Annotated in this window: 21 protein-coding genes; 10 read left to right on the forward strand and 11 right to left on the reverse strand. The window is 67.6% G+C overall.

Features of this window, described 5'->3' with window-relative positions; genetic code table 11:
• Positions 1-32: 32 nt before the first annotated feature.
• Together EV283_RS04830 and EV283_RS04835 are read right to left on the reverse strand one after the other, a co-directional pair.
• Positions 33-707: a cell wall hydrolase gene (locus EV283_RS04830; protein ID WP_130323083.1), complete on the reverse strand. Its 675-nt coding sequence runs from the start codon at positions 705-707 to the stop codon at positions 33-35.
• A 132-nt stretch (positions 708-839) separates the two neighbouring features.
• On the reverse strand, positions 840-1,349 hold the full coding sequence (locus tag EV283_RS04835; protein WP_130323086.1) for a hypothetical protein: 510 nt from the start codon (positions 1,347-1,349) through the stop codon (positions 840-842).
• A 252-nt stretch (positions 1,350-1,601) separates the two neighbouring features.
• On the opposite strand from EV283_RS04835, the gene EV283_RS04840 reads away from it, so the two are divergent.
• Entirely contained in the window at positions 1,602-4,685 is a 3,084-nt protein-coding gene (locus EV283_RS04840) for a TonB-dependent receptor (RefSeq protein ID WP_130323088.1), read from the forward strand.
• Positions 4,686-5,048: 363 nt separating this feature from the next.
• Here EV283_RS04840 and EV283_RS04845 read toward each other — a convergent pair whose 3' ends face one another.
• The gene (locus EV283_RS04845; RefSeq protein WP_242615781.1) at positions 5,049-6,029 is read right to left on the reverse strand and encodes a hypothetical protein; all 981 of its coding nucleotides are present in this window, start codon (positions 6,027-6,029) and stop codon (positions 5,049-5,051) included.
• A gap of 213 nt (positions 6,030-6,242) precedes the next feature.
• Here EV283_RS04845 and EV283_RS04850 point away from each other — a divergent pair, with 213 nt between their 5' ends.
• Together EV283_RS04850 and EV283_RS04855 are read left to right on the forward strand one after the other, a co-directional pair.
• Positions 6,243-6,500: a hypothetical protein gene (locus EV283_RS04850; protein WP_130323090.1), complete on the forward strand. Its 258-nt coding sequence runs from the start codon at positions 6,243-6,245 to the stop codon at positions 6,498-6,500.
• A gap of 15 nt (positions 6,501-6,515) precedes the next feature.
• Positions 6,516-7,808, forward strand: coding sequence for an aspartyl/asparaginyl beta-hydroxylase domain-containing protein (locus EV283_RS04855; RefSeq protein WP_130323092.1), 1,293 nt, complete (start codon positions 6,516-6,518; stop codon positions 7,806-7,808).
• 95 nt (positions 7,809-7,903) lie between these two features.
• On the opposite strand, the gene EV283_RS04860 is transcribed toward EV283_RS04855, so the two are convergent.
• The 3 genes from EV283_RS04860 to EV283_RS19055 form a co-directional block, all read right to left on the reverse strand.
• Complete coding sequence (locus tag EV283_RS04860; protein WP_130323094.1) at positions 7,904-8,245, reverse strand: hypothetical protein; 342 nt, start codon at positions 8,243-8,245, stop codon at positions 7,904-7,906.
• Positions 8,246-8,440: 195 nt separating this feature from the next.
• The gene (locus EV283_RS04865; RefSeq protein ID WP_242615782.1) at positions 8,441-9,619 is read right to left on the reverse strand and encodes an aspartyl/asparaginyl beta-hydroxylase domain-containing protein; all 1,179 of its coding nucleotides are present in this window, start codon (positions 9,617-9,619) and stop codon (positions 8,441-8,443) included.
• Positions 9,610-9,768, reverse strand: coding sequence for a hypothetical protein (locus tag EV283_RS19055; RefSeq protein WP_165391690.1), 159 nt, complete (start codon positions 9,766-9,768; stop codon positions 9,610-9,612). The genes EV283_RS04865 and EV283_RS19055 overlap by 10 nt, the downstream gene beginning before the upstream one ends.
• On the opposite strand from EV283_RS19055, the gene EV283_RS04870 reads away from it, so the two are divergent.
• Entirely contained in the window at positions 9,767-10,723 is a 957-nt protein-coding gene (locus EV283_RS04870; RefSeq protein WP_130323096.1) for a bifunctional methionine sulfoxide reductase B/A protein, read from the forward strand. The two genes, EV283_RS19055 and EV283_RS04870, sit on opposite strands and share 2 nt — an antisense overlap.
• 65 nt (positions 10,724-10,788) lie before the next feature.
• Here the strand turns inward: EV283_RS04870 and EV283_RS04875 are convergent, their stop codons facing one another.
• The 5 genes from EV283_RS04875 to EV283_RS04895 all read right to left on the reverse strand — a co-directional run bounded on the left by EV283_RS04875 (position 10,789) and on the right by EV283_RS04895 (position 18,408).
• Positions 10,789-11,613 (reverse strand): MipA/OmpV family protein, encoded by an 825-nt coding sequence (locus tag EV283_RS04875; protein ID WP_130323098.1) that lies wholly within the window; start codon positions 11,611-11,613, stop codon positions 10,789-10,791.
• Positions 11,614-11,683: 70 nt separating this feature from the next.
• Positions 11,684-13,105, reverse strand: a complete 1,422-nt coding sequence (locus EV283_RS04880) for an efflux transporter outer membrane subunit (protein ID WP_130323100.1) — start codon at positions 13,103-13,105, stop codon at positions 11,684-11,686.
• A complete protein-coding gene (locus EV283_RS04885) occupies positions 13,098-16,148 on the reverse strand; it encodes an efflux RND transporter permease subunit (protein ID WP_130323102.1) in 3,051 nt (1,016 codons plus the stop codon). The genes EV283_RS04880 and EV283_RS04885 overlap by 8 nt, the downstream gene beginning before the upstream one ends.
• A 3-nt stretch (positions 16,149-16,151) precedes the next feature.
• On the reverse strand, positions 16,152-17,243 hold the full coding sequence (locus EV283_RS04890) for an efflux RND transporter periplasmic adaptor subunit (RefSeq protein WP_130323104.1): 1,092 nt from the start codon (positions 17,241-17,243) through the stop codon (positions 16,152-16,154).
• Between the two features lie 112 nt (positions 17,244-17,355).
• Positions 17,356-18,408, reverse strand: coding sequence for a helix-turn-helix domain-containing protein (locus EV283_RS04895; protein WP_165391691.1), 1,053 nt, complete (start codon positions 18,406-18,408; stop codon positions 17,356-17,358).
• A gap of 172 nt (positions 18,409-18,580) precedes the next feature.
• Here EV283_RS04895 and EV283_RS04900 point away from each other — a divergent pair, with 172 nt between their 5' ends.
• The 6 genes from EV283_RS04900 to EV283_RS04925 all read left to right on the forward strand — a co-directional run bounded on the left by EV283_RS04900 (position 18,581) and on the right by EV283_RS04925 (position 26,025).
• Entirely contained in the window at positions 18,581-19,447 is an 867-nt protein-coding gene (locus EV283_RS04900; RefSeq protein ID WP_242615783.1) for an MIP/aquaporin family protein, read from the forward strand.
• 15 nt (positions 19,448-19,462) lie between these two features.
• Positions 19,463-20,950 carry a glycerol kinase GlpK gene (gene glpK / locus EV283_RS04905; RefSeq protein ID WP_130323110.1) on the forward strand — a complete coding sequence of 496 codons (1,488 nt, stop codon included), beginning with the start codon at positions 19,463-19,465 and terminating at the stop codon, positions 20,948-20,950.
• Between the two features lie 80 nt (positions 20,951-21,030).
• Positions 21,031-21,369 carry a hypothetical protein gene (locus EV283_RS04910; protein WP_130323112.1) on the forward strand — a complete coding sequence of 113 codons (339 nt, stop codon included), beginning with the start codon at positions 21,031-21,033 and terminating at the stop codon, positions 21,367-21,369.
• Between the two features lie 177 nt (positions 21,370-21,546).
• Complete coding sequence (locus tag EV283_RS04915) at positions 21,547-22,251, forward strand: dihydrofolate reductase family protein (RefSeq protein WP_130323114.1); 705 nt, start codon at positions 21,547-21,549, stop codon at positions 22,249-22,251.
• A gap of 125 nt (positions 22,252-22,376) precedes the next feature.
• Positions 22,377-23,765, forward strand: coding sequence for an HWE histidine kinase domain-containing protein (locus EV283_RS04920; RefSeq protein ID WP_130323116.1), 1,389 nt, complete (start codon positions 22,377-22,379; stop codon positions 23,763-23,765).
• Between the two features lie 76 nt (positions 23,766-23,841).
• A complete protein-coding gene (locus EV283_RS04925; RefSeq protein WP_130323118.1) occupies positions 23,842-26,025 on the forward strand; it encodes a penicillin acylase family protein in 2,184 nt (727 codons plus the stop codon).
• The last annotated feature ends 38 nt before the right edge of the window (positions 26,026-26,063 follow it).

A 26,063-nucleotide genomic window follows, 5' to 3' on the forward strand; every position in this document is an offset into this window, starting at 1 on the left:
AGGCTGACGTGAAGCGCGCGATATACGCGCCATCATCGCCGTTGATAGAAGATGTGCGAATCCACCGTCGCGACCTTGACGAGCGAGGCGCGCCAATAGGGTACCATCCAGTCGGTATGATAATGGGTGGCGCGGCCCACCGGCGCATAGACATAGCCGGCGAGCGCGCGACGCGCGGCACGCCTGACCTGCTCCCACCCCTCATGTTCGGGCCTGCGCGTCACGGAGCCGTCGCATGAAAACGAGAACTGGCACCCGGTCTTGCGCGTCGCGCCCTGATACACGACGCCGCACACGGTCTTGGGAAATCCCGCAGCACCGACGCGGTTGAGAACGACCTGGATCACCGCGCGCTGCCCGTCGCGATCCTCACCGGCTTCGTAGAGCGCCACCGTCGCGAGGCATTCGGTCGCCTGTTCGCGCGCTGCGGGGCCGCCCTTGAACCGGAACCGCGCCGCCGCGCGGCGTTTCGCGGTCACGACCGGCACCCGTGCGTTGGACGCGCGCGCCTCTGCCATCGTCAGGCGTTGTGGCCGTCGCTGATCGAGCGTCGCGGCAGGCCATGGCAGGTCGGTCAGCGACCCGAAGATCGCCGCCACCACGACCGCGACACCGAGCAACAGCAGCCAATGTTCCGACGACGGGCGCCGCGGCGCTCCCCGGCCCCGTACGCGCGATACCGAGGATTGAGCGCGTCGCTTCGTCATGCCGCCCCCGTATCGGGGAAACGGGGCATTGGGGAAGAGCGTTCGGACCGGGCGGCTGGCCGCGACGCGCGCGTCATTGGGGTCGATGCGGCGTTCTCTGCAAGGCGTAGCGCATCGCCGCCAGGTCCGCGGTCAGCGTTGGCGCTTGACGAGGATGGGGCGTTCGCCGCTGATCGTCGCCTTGAAGCCGCCAAAGCCCGACTGCTTGACGATGATGGCGGTGCCGGGACGCGGTTGGACCTTGAGCGGCTCGATCGTTTCCCAGACGGTGTTGTTCGCCAGTTGCAGCGAGAACCGCGCATAGCTCGACGGCTTCGCGCTCGTGATGGTCGTCCGGACCTCGGTGACCTTGGTCAGCCGGTCCGCCTCGCCGCCGTCCAGGGGACTCTGCGCGGCATCCGCGAGTCCGAACCGCTGCCGCCTGTGCTCGATCACCTTGCCGCGATCGAGCGCCAGCAGGCTGCCCGATTTGCGCGCACTCGCGATTTGCGTCGCAGCAGCATCGAAGCAGGCCAGCCTGGCGGCATCTGCGACAACAACCTGACAATTCGCGAGCGTGTCCAACGTCTTGGACGAATCCGCTCCCGATTGGCCGTTCGCTGCCCCGCCAAAGACGAGCCCCGTCCCCAAAAGTACGGGCATGGAGAACCGGATGAGCTTCAAAAGACGCATGTGACAACCCCTGTAGCCGCGCGCCGGGCGTTTGTGTCCCCCCGGTGTCCTCAGCGATATTATGTTGCGGTAATGTCACGCTAGCGACGCAAACGAAACTGCGAAAGGGCCGAATCGATTATATGCGTTGCAGAGTGCCACGATCGGTCGATAATTCTCGGCATGACCGGAAATTCTCCGGTGTTGATGCACGGTCAAACGCCGGCACATTAAGGGGTCACTATGAAATCTGCTGCGCGCACTCACCTGCTTGCGACCACGCTGCTCATGGGAGCGGCATCGCTCGCCACACCGGCGTTCGCGCAGGTCCAGGGTGACACTTCGGGCATTCGCGCCGGCGGCGCGACTGCGACTCCAGCCACCACCCCGGGCGCCAACGCGCAGGGCGAAGTCGGCATGACGACGTCGGAAGCTGCACCGACCACCGAGAACAGCCAGGGCGACATCGTCGTCACCGGCTCGCTGATCAAGAACCCGGCGCTGATCGCGTCGGCACCGGTCCAAGTGATCGGTCAGGAGGAAATCCAGCTCCGCCAGTCGAATACCGCAGAAGACATCCTGCGCACGCTGCCCGGCGCGGTACCGAGCATCGGCTCGGCCGTGAACAACGGCAATGGCGGCGCATCCTATGTCGATCTTCGCGGCCTGGGCTCATTCCGTAACGTCGTCCTGATCGACGGCAACCGCATCGCGCCCTCGGGTCTGCTCGGCCGCGTCGATCTCAACAACATCCCACTCGCGTTGGTCGAGCGCGTCGACGCGCTGACCGGCGGTGCAGCAACGACCTATGGCGCCGACGCCGTATCCGGCGTTGTCAACTTCGTCACGCGTTCGGACTTCTCGGGTGTCGATGCTTCGGTTTCCAACCAGATCACCGAGCGTGGCGATGGCAACTATGTCCGTGCGGACATTACCATCGGCGCGAACTTCGATGACGGCCGCGGCAACGCGGTTTTCTCGATCGGCTACCAGCAGTCCGACCCGGTTTATCAGGGCGAGCGCGACTATGCGGTCAACAACGTCGATTCGTTCAGCGGCCTGACCGGCGGTTCGAGCACCGCGACCCCGTCGCGCTTCTCGCTGGGCGGTACGCGCCAGATAAACCCGACCACCGGCGCCCTGGTCGCACCGTACGCGGCGTTCAACTTCAACCCGTACAACATCTTCCAGACGCCATTCGAGCGCTTCAACATGTACGGCGCGGGTCATTACGACGTGTCGGACACCGTCGAGGTCTACACGCGCGGCCTGTTCTCGAAGAACACCGTCCAGACGATCATCGCGCCATCGGGCGTGTTTAACTCGTCAGTCGTCATTCCGTTGTCGAACCCGTATCTCCCAGCGGCTGCCCGCGCGCAGTTCTGCGCGGCAACTGATACCAACCCAACGCTGACCGGCGTCCAGCCGATCACCGTGGCGCAGTGCAACGCGGCCGCAACGGCAGTGAACCCGACCGACCCGAACTTCCGCACGATCACGACCAATCTGGCGCGTCGCACGACCGAAGTCGGTCCGCGTATCTCGAACTACCAGACCACCATCTTCGACTACCGTGCAGGCATGAAGGTCGGCATCACCGACGGAATCAAGCTGGACGTGTCGGGTGGTTACGGCGAGTCGGAGAACACCCAGACGCTGCAGGGCTATGTCCTGACGTCGCGGGTTCGCTCGGCAGTGTACGCGACCAACACCACCACCTGTCTCGGCGGTGCGCCCAACGGCGCGTCGCTGACCGCGGGGTCGGGTTGCGTTCCCCTGAACGTGTTCGGTCCCGACAACTCGATCTCTGCCGACCAAATCCCGTACATTACCGGCGAAAGCACGACCACGATCCGGACGTCGCTTGCCCAGGCACGCGCCGTGCTGAACGGCGATTTCGGGTTCGCATCGCCCTTCGCGACGGATTCGGTCGGCTTCGCTGCCGGCAGCGAGTATCGCAAGTATCGCGCATCGCAGCGTTCGGACACGCTGGCGCAGACTGCAGGCGAGCTCGGCGGCGCCGGCGGTGCTGCTCCCAACATCGACGGTGGCTTCGAAGTCATCGAAGGTTTTGGCGAGTTGATCGCACCGCTGGTCCAGGATCGTCCGTTCTTCCAGAGCCTGACGCTCGAAGCCGGTCTCCGTTATTCGCACTACAAGGTGTTCGCGCCGACCTCGCCAAGCTTCAATACCACCACCTACAAGGCTGGCGGTAGCTGGGAGCCCGCAACCGGCCTGAAGGTTCGCGGCATGTACCAGCGCGCCGTGCGCGCACCGAACATCAGCGAGCTGTTCTCGCCGCTGTCGACGGGGCTCACCAACCTGGGTACCGATCCGTGCGCCGGAAGCGCGCCGGTGACGAACGCAAACCTTGCCGCGGTCTGCCGCGCACAGGGTGCGCCTGCCAGCAGCATCGGCAGCATCATCGCCGATCCTGCCGGCCAGCCTGCCGCAACCAGCGGCGGTAACCTGGCGCTGCGTCCTGAAAAGTCGGACAGCTACACGCTGGGTCTGGTCCTCCAGCCGCAGCAGCTCCTGTCGGGCTTCTCGGTCACGGTCGATTACTACAACATCAAGGTGAAGGGGGCGATCACGACGCCGACGCCGGGCGATGCGATCGCGGCATGCTTCGGCAACATCACGGCAGCCAGCGCAACCAGCGCGGCATGCACCTCGATCGGCCGCGATCCAGCAACCGGGAACCTGTTCGGCGATCCATCGACGACCAGCGGGTTGCTCCTGTCGCTGTCGAACCTGGGCACGCTCAAGACCGACGGTATCGATCTCGGCGTCAACTACCGTACCGATCTGAACTTTGCGAAGCTGGCGCTAAGCTTCACGGGTAACTGGACCAACTCTTCGAAGTTCCAGGCTACCCCGACGTCGCTCAACCGCGACTGCGTCGGCTATTACTCGGTGAACTGCCCGTCGATCCAGCCGGAGTTCTCGTGGAATACCCGCGCGACCTTGACGTTCGCGGACAATATCGACGTGTCGGTTCTCTGGCGGCATATCGACGGCGTGAAGCAGGAGCCGGACGACGTCACGAGCGAAAATGGCAATGGTCCGGCGTTCGCTGGGACGTTCAACGGTAACACCGTGAACTTCGGGCGGATCAAGGCGCGCGATTACTTCGATTTCACGACGCGCATCGGTGTTGCCGAGAACTTCGACCTAACGTTTACCGTTCAGAACCTGCTCGACAAGGACCCGCCGATCGTGGGTTCGACCGTCGGTTCGACCTCGTACAACAGCGGCAACACCTATCCGTCGACCTACGACGCGCTGGGCCGTCGCTTCGCGGTTGGTGCGCGGTTGCACTTCTAGGATCTTTCCGGAATCATTTGGGGGGGCGGCTCTTCGGAGTCGCCCTTTTTTTTGGCATCGGCCAGGCTCTCAGATCGGCCTTGTGCGGACGATCTCGGCGCGCCAGTGCCACTGTCCGATACGCCCCGCAGACGCTACGAAACAGCACGCATGGCGCAGACAAGCCGCGGCCGATCGACCGCGGCACGAAACGGCCGCGTCGGGCATACGGTAATGCGAATTTCGCGGAATACGGTGTTGGTCGGTTATTTGTCAGGCAGCGCTGCGCTGTACGACTGGAAATGTCGCGAACGCAGTCTCGTCATGCCCCCTAGCAGACCTCGATGCCTAAAACGCTCCGACCCGGCGGCCAGCGCCGGCCGATCAGCCCAGTAGCGGCGCCGGCGGGTCCATCGCGACGCCGACATTGCGCGCGACGGCGTTTGCCCAGGCCAGCACCTTGTCCAGCTCCTCGGCGTGAAGCACCGCGCCGTCGCTGCGGTCGCGATCGCGATCCGCGGCTTGATACGCGGTGCCGGCCTTGGCGTTGCGGCCGAACGCTTTGCTCTGCGCGAGCGCGTCGATCGTCGCGGCGTCTGCCGACAGTCCGAACAGGGCGCAGATCGCCGCAAGCGCTTGTCGCGGTGCCGCAAGCAGCGTCTCGCTTTGCAGCGACCGGACCCGCCCGGGAAACCGCGTCGCCAGCCCGGCAAACAGGTCCGCCTGGACGATCCAGCCTACCGCCGCCACCTGAAGATCAGTCAGACGGAAATAGTCGTCCGGTGCAAAACCCAGGTCGACGATCCCGTCGGCAAGCTGCTTGGCGAGCAACTCGCGCACCCACAACCGCCCCCACATGCCCTTACGCGCGATCGACGTCAGATAGACGGGCAACGGTGCGTATAGGAGGATCGCCCGCGCATTGGGACGCATCGACAGCATGGCGGGCGCCAGTGCATTGACGACGTTGGATGGTTTTATCACCACCGCCTCCCCCGGCACGAACGCGCGCGCCAGCAGCGTCAGCGCGCTGTCCAGCACGTCGCCGATGCGCGCAGGATCGCCGCCGCGATGTCGCCATCCGACCAGATCGTTGAGGATAACGGGCTCTTTCAGCGTCGAGGCCACACCGACATGGTCGAGCGCCTGTGCCAGCAACGTCGAACAGCAATAGGCCGAGTGAAAGACGAAATGCACCGGATCGCGCCGCTGGACGGCATCACGCGCCAGCTTGCGCGACACGATCACCGGCTGCGCTGCGGACGGCAGATGCTCGTCGGTCAGGAAGGTCGCCGAGGCACGCACCGCGCGGTCCGCGTCGATCAGGTGGACCGCGTCGTGATCGGGATCATAGCGATGCGCCAACCACCGGGGATCGGCGGTTTTCGCCGCGTCTGTTGCTGCGGCCCGATCGACGGGCAGGGGAAAACGCGGCGGAATGCTCATCGCGTGGGGATCGCATATTGGGGGGAGTATCGCCATGCGAAAGACTGTCGCAAAATCGGCCAGTTTGCGATTGTACGCGGCTGCGAATCGATCATGATACGGGTTCGAATCAGGCGTTAAGGTGGGACATTGATGGGACATTTCGTCATCGGTTTGGCGCTTTTGGGCATGGCCAGCGTGCAGGCGCCGCAACAATCCGCCCCCACGCCACAAGGCGGCGCGACGCCTGCCGCCGAACGCAAGATCTGCAAGCGATCGGCACCCTCCGGCTCGCTGATCGAAACGCGGCGCGAATGTCATACACGGCTGGAATGGGATCAGATCGCGCAGAATGCGCGCGCCACGGGTCAGGACATGGTGAGCCGCGCCTCCGCCGGCACGCAGCCGTAACCGTACGCGCAGTCGATGACGAACAGCACCCCAGAGCGGTCCGTGGATATGCTGCTGCGCGACGCCGATCGGGCGCAACGCGCCGGAGACCGAGCGAGCGCGACCGCGGCGTTCGAGGCGATCCTGTCGCGCGAGCCCGATCATCCCGTGGCGTTGAACGCGGTTGGGATGGCGGCGCTGGGGTGCGACGACCGGCGTGCCGCGAGCTATTTCACGCGCGCGGCCGCCGCGGATCCGACCGCCGCGCCGCTGTGGATGAACCTGGCGAGCGCGCATCGCGGCCTTGGCGATGCCGATGCGGAACGCGCGGCGCTGGAGCGTGCGCTGGCGCTGGACCAGCGCAACCTGATGGCGAACGTCCGGATCGCGGAGCTGTTCGAGCGGACTGCGGACACGTCGGCCGCCGCATTTCGCTGGGGCGGGGTGGCGACGATCATCCAGTCGATGCAGCGTCGTCCCCCAGAGCTCGACCAGTTGCTGGCACGCGCGACCGACCGGATCGCGGGGCTGACGCAAGCGCTGTCCGACGATGTCGATACCGCACTGCAACCGCTGCGCGACGGCGCGGACACGGGGCAGCAATCTCGATTTGATGCGTGTATCGATGCCATGCTGGGCCGCCGCAAGATCTATGCCCCTGCCCCGCACGGGCTGCACTTCCCGTTCCTGCCTGCCGACGAGTTCTTCGCGCGCGACCATTTCGACTGGCTCGCACAACTCGAAGCCGCGACACCTGCCATCCTGGCGGAACTGCAAACACTGCTGGCGGACACTGCGCCGGACTTCACCCCCTATGTCACGATGACGCCGGGGACGCCGCCCAATTTGTGGAGCGCGCTCGATCACTCGGCGAATTGGAGTGTCCAGTATCTCTGGCGCTACGGCGTGCGCAACGACCAGCTATGTGCCCGGTGCCCGCAAACCGCGGCGATCCTCGATAGCCTGCCGCTCGCCGATATCCCCGGACGGGCCCCGACTGCGTTTTTCTCGATCCTGAAACCGGGGACGCACCTGCCGCCGCATACCGGGGTCAGCAACATCCGGTCGATCGTCCATCTGCCGTTGATCGTCCCCGATCGCTGCGCGTTCCGTGTCGGCGGTGAAACGCGCGAATGGCGTGTGGGCGAGGCCTTCGTGTTCGACGACACGATCGAGCATGAGGCGTGGAACGACAGCGATTCGATCCGCGCCGTCCTGATCATCGACGTGTGGAACCCGTATCTCACCGAGGTCGAACGAACGATGCTGCGCCATCTGTTCGGCGCGCTCGGGACGCGGTTGGGAGACAACGGGCAGATTGTCGACTGATCAGGTCGGTACGGCGTCAGCGCTCGTGACGCTGGCCCGACCGGGCGAAAGCCAAGGGTTATTCCCGCAGCACCTTCGCCAAGGTCGGTCCAGGCTCAGTCGACCATGCGCTTTGCCCGGACGTTGGCCCAGATCGCTTTATGCTCGGCCTTGGCGTACATGTATCGAGCGCGGTCTGGCGACGCCCGTGTCATCTCGTCCCTCAGTTCGGGGAACATGGCGTAGACTTGCCGGGCGCGTTCCTCGCGCTGTCTGCGCATCGTCGGCGTGATGCCGTCGCTTGCCGCCGCAGAGCCCAAAGCCTGAGGGGAAACGCCTTGATAGGCCGCGAATTGAGAAGAGGTAGATCCCGGGGCGATGTAGGGGCCGGATACGATGAATTGCGCAGACGATGCGCTCCCACAGGCAAGCAGTCCGAGAATCATGATGGATTTCATGGCCGTTCTCCTCAATCCACCAACCGACGGGCCAAGGATAGGTTTCCGCGCGCCAGCAGATTGGCAAGATCTGTTTTTCAGACGTGACACGAAACCATCAATCGGCCTGAGCCACAACGCGTAATTGATGACGACAGCTCTGACGACGATCGTTCAAGCGCCGACCAAGGACTATATCCGATCGATCCACCCGCTTCAGCCGGTATCGACGGCGGCCCCCTGATACGTGTCGATCGCTTCGAAGATGTCGGTCAGCGCGGCGCGTTCGTCGGGGGTCAGTTCCGGGCGCCAAATCTCGAACAGCAGGACGACCCGGGTTTCCTGACCGCGGTTCCACGCCTCATGCTCGAACGAGTCGTCGAAGATCAGCATTTCGCCTGTCTTCCAGTGGCGGGTCTCGGCGCCGACGCGCAGTCCGCAGCCGTCGGGCGCGATCAGCGGGAGGTGACAGATGAGGCGCGTGTTGAGCATTCCGTGATGCGGGCGGATATGCGTGCCGGGCTTGAGCCGCGAGAAGATCGCCATCGGCGAACGCCCGGCGATGACCGGGATCGGCGCGGACGCCAGAGCCGCCATCGTCTGCGGACATAGCGACGCATTGGGTTCGACCGGCGTACCGGCCTGCCACAGCTGGAACGCGCTCCAGCTCGGATCGTCGAGCAACGGGTTCGCGGGCGCCGGACGATCGGGCGTGGACTGGACATAGGGCGCAAATCCGTCGTCGGTCGCCAGCACCCGGTCGAGTTCGGCGCATATCGCGGCGGTCGAGGCCTCCATCGCTGCGACCCAGGCGAACTCCTCGCGCTCGAAAAAGGCGCGCTGCGCGAGCCCGGGAAAATAGAACATCGACGGCTGCTGCAGATAGAGCTCGGTCCGCCCCGCCATCAGATCGAGCGCCTGCTGCGTTCGCGCGCTGTGCTTGCCCGTCGCGCCACGCGTGCCGACCAAAATCTGGTCGAGATGCTCGGTGAAGCGGCTCGCAACCTCCGCCAGAAACGTCTCGCCGGCGCGGAGCATCGGAACGAGCATGGGCGGGACGGTCGCCCCCGGTTGCGCTGCGACATTGAGCGCGGTGCGGTAGAAGGATTGCGCGGCCCGATCGTCACCACGCCGGACCTTGAGCGCCGCCATCGTCAGCAGCGCGGCGAGATGACGGGGCTCGACCGCGAGGAACTTCACGAGCGCGGCATCTGCCTCTTCATCGCGTCCGAGCGCCTGGGCGGCCTGGGCGATGAGGAACCACGGCGCGGGGATCCCGGGCGCGCCGCCCTGCAACAGCAGCAGCTTGTCATATGCCGTCGCAGCATTGCCGTTGCGCAGCGCGGCCATGCCCTCGCGGGCCAGTAGTTCGGCTTGGGATCTGGTCAGGGGCATGGCGTCTCACACTGCGTATCGGCGGCACCGTAGCGGTTCGGCCGGACAGGGACCATCGCGATCCGCGGCGGCGAGGCGACCGCGCGCATCGGCCGCACCTCGACAGCATCCTGTGGGCTCACCACATGGCGATCGAGGAGTGCGTTCATGCCCACCTATTCGAAGACCGAAGATGCCATCGCCGCGCTGACCCCCGAACAATATCGGGTGACGCAGGAGAATGCGACCGAACGCCCCGGCACCGGTGCTCTGCTCCACACCAAGGCGCCGGGGATCTATGTCGACATCGTCTCGGGCGAGCCGCTGTTCGCGAGTACCGACAAATATGAATCGGGCTGCGGCTGGCCCAGCTTTACCCGGCCGATCGCGCCCGACACCATCACGTCGAAGCGCGACTGGTCGATGCTGATTCCGCGCACCGAAATTCGCTCGGCGCACGGCGACAGCCATTTGGGGCATGTCTTCAAGGATGGTCCGCGCAGTCGCGGCGGGCTGCGCTATTGCATCAATTCGGCGGCGTTGCGCTTCGTGCCGCGCGCCGAGATGGCCGAGCAAGGCTATGCCGCGTATCTCGACCAGGTCGAGGACATGCCGAGCCAGACTGAGCGTGCGGTGCTGGCCGGCGGGTGCTTCTGGGGGATGCAGGACCTGATCCGCGCGCTGCCCGGAATCGTGTCGACGCGAGTCGGCTATTCGGGCGGCGAGGTCGCCAACGCGACGTACCGCCATCACGGCAACCATGCCGAGGCGATCGAGATCGTCTTCGATCCCACGCGGACCGATTTCCGGACACTGCTCGAATTCTTCTTCCAGATCCACGATCCGACCACGGTCAACCGCCAGGGCAATGATCGCGGCGCCAGCTATCGGTCCGCGATCTTCTACACCGACGCCGAGCAAAAGGCGGTGGCGCAGGACACGATCGCCGATGTCGAGGCGTCGGGGTTGTGGCCGGGCAAGGTCGTCACCGAGCTCTCCCCGGTCGGCGATTTCTGGGAGGCCGAGCCCGAGCATCAGGATTATCTCGAGCGCAAGCCGAACGGCTATACCTGCCATTTCGTCCGCCCGAACTGGAAACTGCCGCGCCGCGCCGAAGCGGCGTGAGCGCGGATCGGGGGCGGTTCCGGCCACCCCGCCCCGCTGCCTTGGCAGGACACACGCCGACGTCGTCAGAAGGTATAGGCGAGCCCGAGCGTGCCCAGCCATTGGTCGCGCGCGCCCGCGACCGCGACGAGCGGGCTGCGCGCGATATCGCCTTCGATGCGGCCATAGGTGCCGCCGCCGACGATCTTGACGCCGTGCAGCAGGTCCCCGGTCAGCGAATAGCTGCCGATCGCGCCGAGCGTCCAGTTCTTGAGGCCGCCGTGCGCGCCATATACCGGCAGTCCGCTGGCCGCGCTCTGCGCCGCCGACACGCTGTAATAGGTCCGCGCATAGCCGCGCTCGACGATGTCGGCGGACGCGAACACGCCGATCGCGGCCTTGCGCGACAGCGGCGTGACATAGGTGATCCCGGGGCTCCAGATCCCGCTGTCATGGACGCCGCTCACGTCATGGCGATAGCCGAGCGTGACCGACAGCGTGTCGTACGCGCTGGTCAGGACGCCGGTCTTGCCGAGCCCGACATAGCCGCCGAGCTCCACCGCCGTGCCGCGCTTGCCGAGCGCGCGGACGCGCAGGTCGTCGATGCTGCCGGACGAACTCCGCGTGAAATTGAGCTGCGCGATCGGTCCGGCCTGGACATCCCAGACCGGTCCCGGCGTGTTCTTGACGAGATCGACGCTCAACTGGTTGCCCGCGAGCACGAAGCCATAGCCCTTGATCGTCCCGACTGCCGCCGGGGCGGGCGTGATCCGATAGTCGTTCGAGCCTTCGTAATCGGGCAATGCGGCGACGCCGACGCCGACCGTCACGGTATTGCGGTACGGATTGGCGGGGCCGTCCTGCGCGCGGACGGGGATCGCGCTAAAGGCGGTCAAGGTGCTGCCGAGCATGAGGGCCCGGGTACGGATAGGGAGCATCGATGAGGTCCTTCTTTGGAAAAATGAGGCGCGCGGCGCGCCGTTAGCCGCCGAGCGCACGCTGGAGCTGGATGTGCGCGAGCAGCGCGGCGACGCGCTGGCGCACCGCGGCGCGCTCCGCCGACAGTGCGGCCCGGCGTGCGTCGAGCACCGGCAACGCGCCGATATCGCCGCGCGCATACCGGGCCTGCACCATCGCGACCGTCTGCTGCCGGGCCTGCAGGTCGCGGGCGGACAGGCTGGTCCGCTCGGCCGCGGCGCGGGTCGCGGACAGCGCATCGTCGACTTCGCGCCACGCGGTGATGACGGTCTGGCGATAGGCGAGCGCGGCGGCACGCTCCTCCGAGCGGCGCAGGTCGAGTTGCCGCTGCAACCGCCCGCTCGAGAAGATCGGCAGCGACAGGCCCGGGCCGATGCTCGTGCTGCGCGCATCCCAGCCGAAATCGGCAAGGTTCAGCACGTCGATGTTGAACAGCCCGGTCAGGCTGATCTTCGGATAGAAATCGGCGGTGGCGACGCCGATCTGCGCGGTCGCCGCATGAAGCCGCGCCTCGGCCTCGACGATGTCGGGGCGTGTCCGCGCCACCTCCGAGGGTATGCGCACCGCGCTGGCCGGGAGGGGGCCCGGCGGTGGCAGCACGCTGCGGTCGAACGGGGCGGTGTCGGGCGTGTCGCCGACCAGCACCGCCAGCGCGCGCGTCGCGCTTGCCGCCTGCTGGTCGAGGTCGACGGCATCGCCGCGCAAGCTTCGCACCGTCTCCTCGGCCCCGGCAAGATCGATCGGCGTGGCGAGCCCGCGGGCCAGCAGCGCGCGCGCGATCGCGGCGTTCTGCTCGGCGATCGCGGCGCCCGCCTGCGCGATGCGGCGCTCGTCCCACAGGCCGCGCAGCTGGAAATAGGTGCGCGCCACCTCGGCCTCGACGGACAGCCGCACGCCGCGCGCGGCGGCGTCGCTCGCGTCGACCGAGGCCGCGGCCGCCTCCGCCTGGCGACGATGGCCGCCCCACAGATCGAGCTCCCAGCTTGCGCCGATGCCGACGCTGTAGAGATCGAAGTCGACGCCCTTTGGCGGCGTGGTCGTCGGGGTGACGCCGAGCAGCGTCTGCGTGACCGACGCGATGCCGGCCGTCCCGACGCGCTCGCGGCTGTAGCCGGCCTGACCCTCGACCTGCGGCGCACCCGCGGCGCGCGCCTGCCCGCGCTCGATCCGTGCGGCGGTGAGCCGCTCGATCGCCGCGGCGATGTCGAGATTCGCCGATGCCGCGCGTGCCTCGAGCACGTCGAGCACCGGATCGCCGAAGCTGCGCCACCAGCGTGTGTCGCTCGGTGCCTGGGCGGCAGGCGCGGCCTGCCAGACCGGCGGCAGGATCGTGGCCGGTCGCGTGAAGTTGGGCCCGACCGTGCAACCGGCCAGCGCGGCGGCGAGCATCAGCGGCACTACCCGCGAAAGCTTCGGATCATGCATGTCGGTCGTCCTGCTTCATGGGGCGGGCGGGGCGATCGAAGGCGAGCACGTAGAGTGCGGGCAACGCGACCAGCGTGAGGATCGTCGCGCCGATCAGGCCACCGATCATCACGATCGCCATCGGCCCCCAGAAGATGTTGAAACACAGCGGAATGAACGCCAGCACCGCCGCCAGCGCGGTCAGCACGACCGGGCGCGAGCGGCCGATCGTGGCGGCTCGAATCGCCGCATGCAGGTCCATCCCCTCGGCCTGGTTGTGCTGCACCTGATCGACCAGGATGATCGAATTGCGCATGATCATGCCGGCGAGCGCGATCAGCCCGAGCAACGCGACGAACCCGAACGGCGCGCCGGTCACGACCAGCGCCACCACCGCGCCGATCACGCCGAGGGGGGCGGTGGCCAGGACCAGCAGCGTGCGGCCGATGCTCTGCAACTGGATCATCAGCAGCAGGAGCATCAGCCCGAGCGTAATCGGCAGCAGCCGGTAGATCGCGTCGTTGGCCTTGGCGGCAAGCTCGCCATCGCCGCCGTCCTCGATCCGGTAGCCGGCGGGCAGCGCCTGCGCGATCGCCGCGACGCGCGACTCCGCCGCCGCGACCACGTCGGCGGCCTGGACGTCGCCGGTCATGTCCGCCTGCACGGTGATGCACAGCGCACCGTCGCGCGTCCAGACGATCGGCTGTTCGGTGGTCACGCCGATCCGCGCGACCTGGCCGAGCGGCACCGGACCGTGCGGCGTCGTCACCATCATGTCCGCGAGCCGCCCGGGATCGCCGCGATCCGCCGCCGTGCCGCGCACGACGATGCCGATCCGCTTGGTGCCGCGCAGCACGTCGCCCGCGGGCTGGCCCGACAGCATCGTCGCGACATTCCCCGCCAGCGTCGCGCGATCGAGCCCGAGCCGCGCGGCGCGGTCGTCGTCGGGATCGAGCCGCATCGCGACCGAGGGCGTCCCCCAGTCCGCCTGCACCGCGGTCGTTCCCGGCGTCGCCCGCAACACCGCCTCGATCCGCGCGGACACCGTCCGCAACACTGCCGGATCGGGGCCGATCACGCGATATTGCACGGGGAAGCCCGCACTCGGCCCAAGCGACAGGCGACGGATGTGGAGCTTCGCCTCGGGCGACGCGTGGTTCGCGAGCAGCCGCGTGATCACGCGTTCGCGCGCGCCGAGATCGCGTGCGACCAGCACCATCGTCGCGGTCGCGGGATCGGGCAGCGTCGGGCCGTAGGGCAGGTAGAAGCGCGGCGCGCCCTGGCTGATATAGCTGTCGAGCTGCGCGACATCGCGGTCCTTGGCCACGCTCGCTTCGAGCCGTTTCACCGCGGCGGAGGTCGCGGACAGCGAGGCGCCCGGCCTCAGGCTGACGTCGACGATGATCTCGGGACGGTCGGAAATCGGAAAGAATTGCTGCCGGACCAGCATCGCGCCCGCCAGACTCGCCACCAGCAGCGCCGCGGTCACGGCCACCACCGTCCTGCGCCGCGCCATGCACGCATCGACCACATTGCGCAGCCGGCGATAGACCGGCGTGTCGTACATCGCCGCGGCATCGTGCTGTGCGCTCGCCTCGGGCAGCAGCCGCACGCCCAGATACGGCGTGAACACCACCGCGACGACCCAGCTCACCAGCAGCGCAGAGCCGGTCACCCAGAAGATGCCGCCGGCATATTCGCTGGTCGTCGACTGGGCGAAACCGACCGGCAGGAAGCCGACGATTGTCAGCAGCGTGCCCGTCAGCATCGGGAACGCGGTGTGCGTCCAGGCATAGGCCGCGGCATCGGCCCGCGTCGCGCCGCGTTCGCGCTGCACGACCATCGCCTCGACGCTGATGATCGCATCGTCGACAAGCAGGCCGAGCGACAGGATCAACGCGCCGAGCGAGATACGCTCGAGCCCGATCCCGGTCGCGCCCATGAACAGCGCGACGATGGCCAGCGTCAGCGGCACCGACAGGGCGACGACGACGCCGGTCCGCCACCCGAGCGTCACGAACGCGACGAGCAGCACCACCGACAAGGCGCAGAAGAACTTGATGAGGAACGCGTCGACGGCCTCGCGGATATTCTGGCTCTGGTCCTCGACCTGAGTCATCGTGACCCCGGCGGGCAACGTCCGGCCGAACGCGGTGGCGACCTGCGACAATTGCTTGCCGAATCCGAGACCGTCCGCCCCCGGCGTCATCGCGATCGCCAGCACGACGGCAGGCTTGGCCGCATGGCGGACCAGCCCGTCCGGCGGATCGGCATAGCCGTTGCTGACCGTGCCGAGGTCACCGACCTTCGCGGTGCCCTCGGCGATCGATACCGCGGTATTCTCGACCGCATCGATGCCGTCGACGGCGCTGCCGATGCGAACGGGGACGCGCATCGACCGCTCGACCACGCCCGCGGGCGCGACGCTGCTCCGCCTGGCCAGTGCCTGCACGACGGTGTCGGGCGACAGCCCCATCGCGGCAAGCCTGCGTGAGTCGAGATCGACGAACAGCCGGCGCGGCACCTCGCCGGTGATCTGCACCTTGCCCGCGCCGGGGATGCGCAGCATCGCGTCGCGCGCCTGCTCGGCCAGCGCCACGAGCCGCGCATTGTCCGCGCCGGTCAGCGTGAAGACATAGCCGTACACGTCCGCATAATCGTCGTCGGCAGCGACCGACGCGCCCGCGGGCAAAGCAGGCTCGATATCCTTCAGCTGCTTGCGCACCTGTTGCCAGATCAGCGGGACGCGGTCCTTCGGCGCGCCATCCGTCAGCGACACGCGGATCGCGCAGCGGCCGTCGCCGCAATAGGTCTGGAGGAAATCGAGGTTTTCGGTCGCCCGCAGCCGGCGCTCGATCGGATCGGCGACCTGCGCGCGCATCTGCGCAGGGCTCGCACCTGGCCAGGACGCGGCGACGATCATCTCCTTCAGCGTGAAGGTGGGATCTTCATCGCGCCCGAGCGTGAAGAACTGCGCGGCGCCCGCGGCGAACAACAGCGCGATCAGGAACCCGACGAGCGCGGGGTGACGGATCGCCCAGCGCGACACATTGAAGCGGTCCATCGCTCAGTTGCCGCCTGCGACGAGGCCGGCCATGACGACGCGCTGCCCTTCGGACAGCGTGTCGCCACCGCTCGCGACGATCCGCTGGCCGTCGGGCAGGCCGGAGACGATCGCATCGTCGCCGCGCAGATCGATCAGGTGGACGGGCTGGCGGTGCACCCGGTCGCCGCTCGTCGACAGCGACCAGACGTGCGGCTGGGGCCCTTCCGCGCCGAGCGCGGTCAGCGGCACGCGGATCGTCGCCTTGGGATCGGCCATCCGCAGCGTGACGGTCGCCGACCCGTTGAACGGGATCTGCGAGACGTCGCCGAGCACCGTGAACCGTGCGGTCCGCAGCCGCAGCGCGCCATCCGCGGCGGGCCCCACTAGCCGCAGCCGTGCTTCGGCGATCAGGCCCGGCGCGGACCAGAAGCTCGCATCCGCCATCGTCCCGCGCGTCACCCGCACGCGTTCGGGCAGCTGCACCTCGATTTCGGGGCCGCCCGCGGCGAGGCGGACGATGGTAGTGCCCGCACCGACGACGGTGCCGGAGTCGGCCGCGCGTTCGGTCACGACGCCGTCCTCGGGTGCGACCAGTACCGAGTCCGCGAGCGTGGCGCGGCTGCGGTCGAATGCGGCATGCGCCGCGTTGCGCTTGGCCGCGGCGGCGGTCGCGGTCAGCGTGCGGTCGCGGACGTCCGCCGCGGACAGCGCGCCGATCCCGTCCAGCCCGGTCGCGCGGCTGGCGGCTTCGCTCGCGCGCGTCGCCTCGGCGGTCGCGGCCGCCAGCTCGGCGCGTGCCTGCCCGCTATCGGCGACCGCTTCGGTACGCGAGAGCCGGGCGAGAGCCTGCCCGGCGCGGACATGGTCGCCGACCTGCACGGTCAAAGCGAGCACGCGGCCGCCCGTCTTGAAACCGAGCGCGATATCGCGGCGCGGGCGCAGGGTGCCGTCGAACGTGGAGGTCTGTCCGCCCGCATGGTGGATCGTGACGACATCGACCAGCGTGGCGTCGGACCGGGGCGATGCGACGGGCTCGGATGAGCAGCCGGCGCAGGATAACAGGGTCAAACCGGCGGCAATCAGCCGGGTGGTCGAGTGGAGAATCTTCGGCATCGTCGCGTCCCGTTGGTGAACGCGGATCGCCCTGCCGATTCGTGGCCGTCCCGGCCTGCCAGTCCTCGAAATCGACCGGTCGTTTTCGAAAACGACCGGGGTTCAGACGGGCCTAGCCGTCGAGATGCCGCCGTCGGAACGCGCTCGGGGTCTCGCCGAGACGTTCCTTGAACACGCGGTTGAACATCACCAGGCTGCCGAACCCCGCATCCATCGCGATCGTCAGGATCGGCACGTCGGCCTGCGCCGGGTCGGCCAGCGCGCTGCGGACTTCGGCGATCCGGTGCTCGTTAAGGTAATCGCTCACGTTGCGATAGCCGAGGCCGCCGTTGATGTGGCGGCGCACGCGATATTCGGGCGTCTCGACGCGGGCGGCGATCGTGCCGATCGTCAGCTCGGGATCGCGATAGGCGCGGTCCTGCGTCATCATCCGGGCAAGGCTCTGGCCGAGCGCTGCGTCGAGCGGTTCGGGCGACGTGACCGCCTCTGGCACGGTATCGTCCCCGGTCGCCCGGGGAAGCGCGGTCGGAAACGCCTCCGGATGCCGCAATCCGAAAAGCAGCGCGGTGATGACGAACGCGCCCATGAACAGCCCGGCTGCGGACGCCATGCCCGACAGCGCGAGTTCGTCGGTCGCGCGGCCGACGATCTCGCTGCCCAACAGCCACAGGATGATGAGCCCGACCGACACCACGAAGACCGTTCGCGCCTGCCGGCGAGGCTCGACAAGGTCGCCCTGCCGATTGCGCCACGCCAGCCACTGCGCATGGATCGCAAACGCCATCCCGGCCAGATAGACCGCGATATCCAGCCCGCGGATCGGCGCTGCGAGGCCGCGCCCCTGCAATCCGGCGTACAGTGTGCACCCCAGAAACGCCGCCGCCAGCGCCATGTCGACCGGCTTGGGGCGAAACGCATCGTCGAACCAGGCGCGCGCGAACAGCCAGAACAAGGGAATGGCGGCGCTCGCGCCCAGATCCAGCAGCGGATCGACTGCGGTCGGCGCATGCGGCAAGCCTGCCAACGTCCCCACCACCGTGCACAGCGTCAGTGCCAGCCCGAACCGGCTCGGCAGGGACGCCGGCGCGCGCGCGAACACCACCGCCGCCAGCATCAGCAAGCCGATCGCCCCGCCGCGCAACAGGAGGTCCACCTGCGCGATCACGGCTGACGACGGGGCGTGGGATCGATCATCGCTGGCGAAAACCATGATGCCGTGGGTATGTCCAGCCGGACCGCATCCGCACCGGTCGACAATGGTCTTCGTGCCGGTACAAGGGCGTTGGCGAACACGGCCGCCTGCAAGGTGGTCGACGGCGTTCAAGGAGGAGCACAGGATGCCAATCGAGCAGGCGGCGCAGGCCCTATCGCCGGCAACGACCGATCCGGCCGCGTCGATGACGCCGCGCAAGGCCTTTGTCGGCGAGCTGATCTCGGAGGCGATTGCGATCTGCATCGTGATGACCTTCGGCCTGTCGGTCGCCGCGATGTACACGCTCTATGATCCAAGCCCGTACAAGACCGCTTATTGGGGGGTCTGCATGACCTGGGGGATGGCGGTGTCGATCTCGATCTACGTCACCGGCGCCGTCTCGGGGACGCATGCCAATCCGGGCGTGACGCTGGCGCTCGCGCTGTATCGCGGGTTTCCGTGGAAGAAGGTCCTGCCCTATTGGTGCGCGCAGCTCGTCGGCGCGTTCCTCGGCGCGGCGATCGTCTATGCGCTGTATTACAACGTGATCGATCACTACAACGCGACGCAGAACCTCACGCGGGCAGGCGGCGGCGCCGCGGGCGTGTTCTTCACCGCGCCGGGTCTCGCGGTGACGACGATGAAGGGCTTCATCGACGAGATCATCCTGACCGCGATCCTGGTCTTCGGCATCTTTGCGATCACCGACGAATTCAACACGATGGCACCGCAGGCCAATTTCGGCGCGATCGTGATCGGCCTGCTGGTCGCGGTGATCGGCGCGTCGATGGGGTATCTGGAGGCCTGGGCGATCAACCCCGCGCGTGATCTCGGCCCACGTACCTTCGCATGGCTGATGGGATGGGACACGTCCGCGTTTCCCGGCGTCGGCAATTACTGGTGGGCGCCAATCGCCGGCCCGCTGATCGGCGCGATCATCGGCGGCGGCGTGCAACACCTGCTGATCCGGCCTTTCCTGCCGCGCGACATGCCTGTCGCCGGCCCACAATAATCGAGGACTGACCCCGTGAACGAGACCATCATCCTGGCGATCGACCAAGGGACGACGTCGACCCGCAGCATGACGTTCGGCACCGACGGCGTGCCCCGCCAGACCGTACGCCGCGAATTCGCGCAGCATTATCCGCAATCGGGCTGGGTCGAGCATGATCCCGAGGACATCTGGCGCGATACCGTCGCGACGCTGAAAGAGGCGGCCGAGGCGGACGGCGGCACGGTCGCCGCGATCGGCATCACCAACCAGCGCGAGACGGTGGTGGTGTGGGATCGCAAGACCGGCAAGCCCGTCCACAACGCGATCGTCTGGCAGGATCGCCGCACCGCCAAGCTGTGCGCGCAGCTGAAGGCGGACGGCAACGAACCGCTGGTACGCGAGCGGACCGGGCTGATCCTCGACCCCTATTTCTCGGGCACCAAGCTCAAATGGATCCTCGACGAGGTCGAGGGCATGCGCGCGCGCGCCGAGCGCGGCGAGCTCGCCTTCGGGACGATCGACAGCTTCCTGCTGTGGCGGCTGACCGGCGGCAAGGTCCATGCGACCGACGCGTCCAACGCCTCGCGCACCCTGCTGTTCGACATCCACAAGGGCGCCTGGGACCAGGACATGCTGCGGATGCTCGACATTCCCGAGAGCCTGCTTCCCGAGGTGAAGGACAACAGCACGATCTTCGGCGAGACCACCGCGGACCTGCTCGGCAAGCCCGTCCCGATCGGCGGCATGGCGGGCGACCAGCAGGCCGCCGTCGTCGGCCAGGCCTGTTTCCAGCGCGGCGATGCCAAATCGACCTACGGCACCGGCTGCTTCGTGCTGCTCAACACCGGCGAGGAGGCGGTGACGAGCAAGAACGGCATGCTGACCACGATCGCCTATCAGCTCGACGGCAAGATCACCTATGCGCTGGAGGGATCGATCTTCGTCGCGGGTGCGGCGGTGAAGTGGCTGCGCGACGGGCTGGGGCTGATCAACCGTGCGGCCGACACGCACGACATGTCGACCAAGCTGGACGGCAATGGCGGCGTCTACATGGTGCCGGCCTTTGTCGGCCTCGGTGCGCCGCACTGGGATCCCGACGCGCGCGCGAGCATCACCGGCCTCACCTTCGCCGCGACCGGATCGCACATCGCGCGCGCCGCGCTCGAATCGGTCGCGTACCAGACCGCCGACCTGATGAACGCGATGGTCGCCGACGGCGCGCGCGATGCCCGCCAGATCCGAGTCGATGGCGGGATGGCGGCGAACGACTGGTTCTGCCAGTTCCTCGCCGACATGCTCGACACCGACGTAGTGCGCCCGGCCAATATCGAGACGACCGCGGCGGGCGCTGCCTTCCTGGCCGGCATGGCGGTGGGGATCTGGAACGGTCCCGACGATATCGCCGCCACCTGGAAGGAAGACCGCATCTTCACGCCGGCGATGACCCGCGATGCACGCGCCAGCCTGATGGAGGGGTGGCAGGATGCCGTCGACCGGACGAGTTCGCGGAAGAAGCCCTGACGCTGCCCGTCCGGTAACGCTGTGAAACGCGCGGCGCGCCCGCTAAGGACCGCCGCAGGATCAAGCATTCGGTTGAACAGATGGCCCGCAAGCATTCGAAACACGGCCCGTACGAGGATCCGGAGAGCACCGCGGAGGAACCGGTGCCCGTGATCGCGTGCTGGCTGTGCGGCCGGCCGACCGGCAAGACCATCGTCTGGCACCATCCCGTTCCCAAGAGCCGGGGCGGTCGCGATGTCGTCCCCATGCACCCGATCTGCCAGCAGACGCTGACCGCCAACTTCACCAATTCCGAGCTGCAGCGTCACGCGATGGATGTGGAGAGCCTGCTGGCCAACCCCGCGGTGCGCAAGTTCGTCGACTGGGTGGCGAACAAGGACCCGGATTTCACGGCGACGACGACCAAGAAACAGCGCTGACGAACGTCGCGACGCACGGCATCGGCTATTTCGGGACTCTGCCGGGTTCCGCTTGGCCTGGCGCCTGAACCGTCGTGATGACGAAGCGCGCACGCCAAGCGGATGACGACCTCGGGACCGTTGAACCTGACTTGCTTCACCGCGTTAAGGGGCGATCTTTCCCAGCGAGTTTCACCAATGACCGATCGTCCGCGCATCATCTGCCACATGACCTCGTCGATCGACGGCGGGCTGCATCCCAGCCGCTATACCGACAGCCCCGACGGGACGGTGAAGGACTGGACGCGTGCCTATGAAGCGCTCCACGATCGCCTCGGTGCGGACGGCTGGATCGTCGGGCGGGTCACCATGGCGGAGATGGCGAAGGGAGAGCCGCAGCCACCGCGCGACGCGAGCGGCGTCGAACGGCCGTTCCTGTTCCAGGCCCGCGACGCCGCGTCCTTTGCGATCGCACCCGACCGGTCGGGCAAGCTGCACTTTTCCAAGCCCGATATCGGCGGCGATCACGTGGTCGTGCTGCTGGGCGGCGACGTCGACGATACGCACCTCGCCGAACTCGCCGCGAACGGCGTTTCCTATCTCGTCTCCGCCGGCAAGGAGATCGATCTTGCCGATGCGCTTGCAACGCTGCGTTGCGAGCTGGGGATCGAGACGTTGGTGCTCGAAGGCGGGGCCGGCATTAACGGCGCCTTCCTAGCTGCAGGGCTGGTCGACGAACTCAGCATCGTCGTCGCACCGGCGCTGGACGGCGGCGATGACGCGCAGCGGATCGTTGCCGCCGGCGACGGGCTGAAAGGCAAGGTGACGCTGTCGCTGCTCGGCTGCGAACCGCTGGATGGCGGCGCGGTGCACCTGCGCTATGCGGTGAACGCGCCCGACTGACGGTTCGGCGCCCGCGAAACACGGCGACGCCGCCCTGTCACAAACGCCGGTGACGGGGCGGGCGACATTGCGCTATGCAGCGCGCAGGGATCGCCAAAAAGGGCTGTCCGTAACGGACGCGCGCGATGACACGAACCGAAGGCCTGCCCTTTTTCGACGGCATCATCGCCTGGTCGATCGATCATCCGCTGCCGCGGCTCACCCGGTACCTCGCCTGCACGCTGCTGATCGTGACCGTTGCGCTCCTGCGCAGCCTGTTCGTCACGTCGCTCGTGCCGTGGCTGCTGTTCATCCCGGCGATCCTGCTGATCGGGCTGACTCTTGCCGAAGCGCCCGCGCTCTATGCGAGCGTGCTGGCGATGGCGCTCGCGGCTTGGTCGATCGGAAGCCCGTCGGTGGAGCTATGGCTGACGGGGCCGCAATGGGCGGGGTCGTTCATGTTCCTGCTGGTCGCGGTCGGCGTGTCGCTGCTGGCGGGCGAATTGCGCGCCGGGGTGCGGCGGACGCGTCAGCTCGCCACCGACCTGGCGGAACGCGCCGCGTTCCTGTCGGGCGTGCTGGCCAGCTCGACCGATTGCATCAAGGTCCTCGACCTCGGCGGCAAGCTGACCTTCATGAGCGAGGGCGGCATGAAGGTCATGGAGATCGGCGACATCAACGCCGTGCAGGGCTGCCCCTGGCCCGATTTCTGGCAGGGCGACGGCAATGCCGACGCGGTCGCCGCGTTGGCGGCAGCGCGCGCGGGGCGACCCAGCCATTTCGTCGGCAAGGCCGACACGTTCGCGGGCACGCCCAAATGGTGGGATGTGTCGGTGTCGCCGATCCTGGGCCTTGACGGCGCACCCGACCGGATCCTGGCCGTATCCCGCGACACGACCGAACTGATGGTCGCGCAGGAGCAGCAGCGCCTGCTGAACGGCGAGCTCGGCCACCGGCTCAAGAACGTGCTCGCGCTGGTCCAGTCGATCGCCAACCAGACGTTCCGCAAGGCGGACAGCGTCGAGCTCGCCACGGCCATCTTCTCCGAACGCCTCGTCGCGCTGGGCAAGGCGACCGACATCCTGACCGCGACCGCGTGGCAGAAGGCGACCTTGCGCGATGTCGCCACGGCGGGTCTTACCTCGATCGACGGCCTCCAGGATCGCGTCACGCTCGATGGGCCGGATATCGAGCTGGGGCCTCAACTCGCGCTCGCGCTGACGCTGGCGCTGCACGAGCTGACGACCAATGCGTGCAAATATGGCGCGCTGTCGAACGAGACCGGGGTGGTGACGATCGCGTGGGCCTGCGAGCAGGACCCCGATGCGGACGAGCGCCGCTTCACGTTCCTGTGGCAGGAACAGGGTGGCCCGTTGGTGTTTCCGCCGACTCGCCAGGGTTTCGGCTCGAGGATGATCGAACGCTCGCTCCGCTCCTATTTCCACGGCGAAACGTCGCTGGAATTTCATCCGGCGGGCGTCGTGTTCCGAATCGACGCGCCGCTGCCGAAGATCGGCGCGGTCGTAGGGGCGTAGGGGCGTAGGGGCGTAGGGGGCACCGGTCGTTCGCCGACGCATGGTGTTTGCGCCGCGCGCGTCTTAGGCTGTGCGCATGGATCAGCTTCTCCGGCGCGCGCGCACTCCGTTCATCCTGCTGACGCTGCTGACGACGGCCCCGAGCCCGCCGCCGACCGAGCCGGCGCGGTGGGAGGCGCAGGCCGCGCGCGTCACGATCACGCGCGACGAATGGGGTATCCCGCATATCCGCGGGACGTCGGATGCCGATGCCGTGTTCGGCCTGATCTACGCGCAGGCCGAGGACGATTTTCCCCGGATCGAGGCCAATTACCTGACCGCGCTCGGCCGCACCGCGGAAGCCGAGGGCGAGGAGGCGATCTGGGCCGATCTGCGCCAGCGGCTGTTCGTCGACCGTGAGGATCTGAAAGTGCAGTACGCCGCCAGTCCCGCCTGGTTGCGCACGCTGATGCAGGCCTGGGCGGACGGGCTGAACTATTATCTGGCGACGCACCCGCAGACCAAGCCCCGGGTCCTGACGCGCTTCGAGCCGTGGATGGCGCTCAGCTTCACCGAAGGCAGCATCGGCGGCGATATCGAGCGGATCTCGCTCAGCGACCTGAAGACCTTCTACGGCACGCCCACCCCGCCGACCCCGGAGGAGCTGGGCATGGTCCCGCGCGAGCCGTCGGGATCGAACGGCATCGCGATCGCCCCGCAGCTGACCGCGAACCGCCGCGCGCTGCTGCTCATCAACCCGCACACCAGCTTCTACTTCCGCTCCGAAGCGCAGATGACCAGCGGCGAAGGCCTCGACGCCTATGGCGCGAGCACCTGGGGCCAGTTCTTCATCTACCAGGGATTCAACGCCAAGGCCGGCTGGATGCATACCTCCTCGACCGTCGACACTATCGACGAGTTCGCCGAGCGGATCGTGCGGCGTGGGCAGGGCTATGCCTATCGCTACGGCGCGGCGCAGCGGTCGGTCGGGACACGGTCCGTGACGTTGCGCTTTCGCAAGGCCGACGGGACGTCGGGGGCGCGGCGCTTCACCACCTATCGCACGCATCACGGCCCGATCGTGGCGATGAAAGCGGGGCGCTGGATCGCCACCGCGCTGATGTGGAAGCCGGTCCCCGCGCTCGAGCAAAGCTATCTGCGGACCAAGGCGACCGACCTGGCCAGCTATCTGGCGGTCGCCGAGCGCAAGGCGAACTCGTCCAACGACACGGTGTTCGCCGACAGCAAGGGCGAGATCGCATTCCTGATGCCGCAGTTCATGCCGGTCCGCAGCGACCGGTTCGACTATACCCGACCCGTCGATGGCAGCGATCCGGCGACCGACTGGCACGGCCTGCACGGCCTTGCCAGCCTGCCGAGCGTCGCGGCCCCGCGGACCGGCTGGGTGCACAACACCAACGACTGGCCCTGGAGCGCGGCCGGACCGGACAGCCCCAGGGCCAAGGACTATCCGCGCTACATGGACCAGGTCGGCGGCAATGCGCGCGGCGTGCATGCCGACCTGTTGCTGACGGGCAAGCGCGGCTGGACGGCCGACACGCTGCGGGACGCGGCGTTCGATTCCTATCTGCCCGCCTTTGCGCAGCTGCTGCCCGGCCTCGTCGCGGCGTGGGACGCCCTGCCCGCCCGCGATCCACGGCGCGCGGCGCTCGCGGCCCCGATCGCGCTGTTGAAGCGATGGGATCGCCGCTGGGGGCAGGACTCCGCCGCGACCAGCCTGGCGGTGTTCTGGGGCGACCATCTGTGGCGCGAGGTCGGCGGTTTCGCGCAGGCCGAGCGGATGAACGTGCCCGACTATATCGCCACGCGGGTCGGTGCAGACGCGAAGCTCGCCGCGCTGTCGGCCGCGGTCGACCGGCTGACGAGGGACTTTGGCGGCTGGCAGGTGCCGTGGGGCGAGATCAACCGGTTCCAGCGGCTCGACGATTCGATCGCGCCGCATTTCGACGACGCAAAACCGTCGATCCCCGTGCCCTTCGCCTCGGCGCAATGGGGCAGCCTCGCCTCGTTCGGCGCGAAGACCTGGCCGGGCACGACGCGCTATTACGGCACCAGCGGCAACAGCTTCGTCGCGATCGTCGAATTCGGTCCGCGCGTGAAGGCGATGGCGGTGATGGCGGGCGGCCAGAGTGGCGGCACCGCATCGCGCCACTTCGCCGACCAGACCGCGCGCTACGCGACAGGACAGCTGCGCCCGGTCTATTTCTATCCCGAAGAGCTGAAGGGGCACATCGAACGAAGCTATCGTCCGGGACGCTAAACGCGACGCGCGGCGAGCCCCGCATCGGCGCCGGGTCG

This window comes from Sphingomonas sp. BK036 (assembly GCF_004216825.1).
In the GTDB taxonomy this organism is placed as follows: domain Bacteria; phylum Pseudomonadota; class Alphaproteobacteria; order Sphingomonadales; family Sphingomonadaceae; genus Sphingomonas.

Excerpts from the sequence above, each read along its gene's own strand:
- EV283_RS04830 (WP_130323083.1), bottom strand. The coding sequence starts at position 707 with ATGACGAAGCGACGCGCTCAATCCTCGGTATCGCGCGTACGGGGCCGG.
- EV283_RS04835 (WP_130323086.1), bottom strand. The coding sequence starts at position 1,349 with ATGCCCGTACTTTTGGGGACGGGGCTCGTCTTTGGCGGGGCAGCGAAC.
- EV283_RS04840 (WP_130323088.1), top strand. The coding sequence starts at position 1,602 with ATGAAATCTGCTGCGCGCACTCACCTGCTTGCGACCACGCTGCTCATG.
- EV283_RS04850 (WP_130323090.1), top strand. The coding sequence starts at position 6,243 with ATGGGACATTTCGTCATCGGTTTGGCGCTTTTGGGCATGGCCAGCGTG.
- EV283_RS04855 (WP_130323092.1), top strand. The coding sequence starts at position 6,516 with ATGACGAACAGCACCCCAGAGCGGTCCGTGGATATGCTGCTGCGCGAC.
- EV283_RS04860 (WP_130323094.1), bottom strand. The coding sequence starts at position 8,245 with ATGAAATCCATCATGATTCTCGGACTGCTTGCCTGTGGGAGCGCATCG.
- EV283_RS04865 (WP_242615782.1), bottom strand. The coding sequence starts at position 9,619 with ATGCCCCTGACCAGATCCCAAGCCGAACTACTGGCCCGCGAGGGCATG.
- EV283_RS04870 (WP_130323096.1), top strand. The coding sequence starts at position 9,767 with ATGCCCACCTATTCGAAGACCGAAGATGCCATCGCCGCGCTGACCCCC.
- EV283_RS19055 (WP_165391690.1), bottom strand. The coding sequence starts at position 9,768 with ATGAACGCACTCCTCGATCGCCATGTGGTGAGCCCACAGGATGCTGTC.
- EV283_RS04875 (WP_130323098.1), bottom strand. The coding sequence starts at position 11,613 with ATGCTCGGCAGCACCTTGACCGCCTTTAGCGCGATCCCCGTCCGCGCG.
- EV283_RS04880 (WP_130323100.1), bottom strand. The coding sequence starts at position 13,105 with ATGCATGATCCGAAGCTTTCGCGGGTAGTGCCGCTGATGCTCGCCGCC.
- EV283_RS04885 (WP_130323102.1), bottom strand. The coding sequence starts at position 16,148 with ATGGACCGCTTCAATGTGTCGCGCTGGGCGATCCGTCACCCCGCGCTC.
- EV283_RS04890 (WP_130323104.1), bottom strand. The coding sequence starts at position 17,243 with ATGCCGAAGATTCTCCACTCGACCACCCGGCTGATTGCCGCCGGTTTG.
- EV283_RS04900 (WP_242615783.1), top strand. The coding sequence starts at position 18,581 with ATGCCAATCGAGCAGGCGGCGCAGGCCCTATCGCCGGCAACGACCGAT.
- EV283_RS04910 (WP_130323112.1), top strand. The coding sequence starts at position 21,031 with ATGGCCCGCAAGCATTCGAAACACGGCCCGTACGAGGATCCGGAGAGC.
- EV283_RS04915 (WP_130323114.1), top strand. The coding sequence starts at position 21,547 with ATGACCGATCGTCCGCGCATCATCTGCCACATGACCTCGTCGATCGAC.
- EV283_RS04920 (WP_130323116.1), top strand. The coding sequence starts at position 22,377 with ATGACACGAACCGAAGGCCTGCCCTTTTTCGACGGCATCATCGCCTGG.
- EV283_RS04925 (WP_130323118.1), top strand. The coding sequence starts at position 23,842 with ATGGATCAGCTTCTCCGGCGCGCGCGCACTCCGTTCATCCTGCTGACG.